This is a genomic window from Rhodococcus olei (assembly GCF_039540555.1).
GTDB classification, from domain to species: Bacteria; Actinomycetota; Actinomycetes; order Mycobacteriales; family Mycobacteriaceae; genus Rhodococcus_G; species Rhodococcus_G olei.
This window is the reverse complement of record NZ_BAABFB010000083.1, coordinates 1-762: the sequence shown is the minus strand read 5'-3', so window position 1 is coordinate 762 and position 762 is coordinate 1. Positions and strand designations below refer to the sequence as shown.

At 69.6% G+C, this 762-nt stretch carries 1 protein-coding gene; it reads right to left on the bottom strand.

The features are described 5' to 3' along the window. On the bottom strand, nucleotides 1–762 hold a 762-nt coding region (locus tag ABD951_RS27935), incomplete at both ends, for an AMP-binding protein (protein WP_345353429.1).

Sequence of the window (762 nt, the reverse complement as noted above, 5' to 3'; positions counted from 1 at the left end):
GTGCAGCAGCAGGCCCTGCCAGATCGTCGGAACCGCGGCCGCGAACGTGGGCCGCTCGGCCGCGATCAGCTCGGCCAGCGGCGCCGGCTGCAGGAACCGATCCGGCATCACCAGCGACGCCCCGATCATGAACGCCGCATACGGCAGCCCCCACGACATCGCGTGGAACTGCGGCACCACCGCGAGTGCCCGATCACCCTGGGCCAGCGCCGGCCCGTCGGTCATGCACACCTGCATCGAATGCAGGTAGATCGACCGATGCGAGTAGACAACACCTTTCGGATCACCCGTGGTCCCGGACGTGTAACACATCGCGGCCGCGGCACGCTCGTCCACCTCCGGCCAGTCGAACTCGGTCGGCCGGTCCGCGATCAGCGCCTCGTAGGCGTGCACCTGCACACCCGCCGGCGCCTCGAGTCCCGCCGTCGAAGCACCGGTCACGATCACGTGCTCGACCGTCGTCAGCTGCGGCAACTGCGGAGCCAGCAGCGGCAGCAGCGTCGGATCGACGATGATCACCCGGTCCTCGGCGTGATTGGCCACGTGCACCAACTGCTCCGGGAACAACCGGATGTTCAGCGTGTGCAGCACCGCCCCCATCGACGGCACCGCCAGGTACGCCTCGAGATGCTCGGCGTTGTTCCACATGAAGGTCGCGACCCGCTCGTCGCCGGTCACCCCGAGTCCCCGCAGCGCGTGCGCCAACGCCGCACACCGCCGGCCCACCTCGGCGTAACTGCGGCGACGCGGACCGGACTCGGT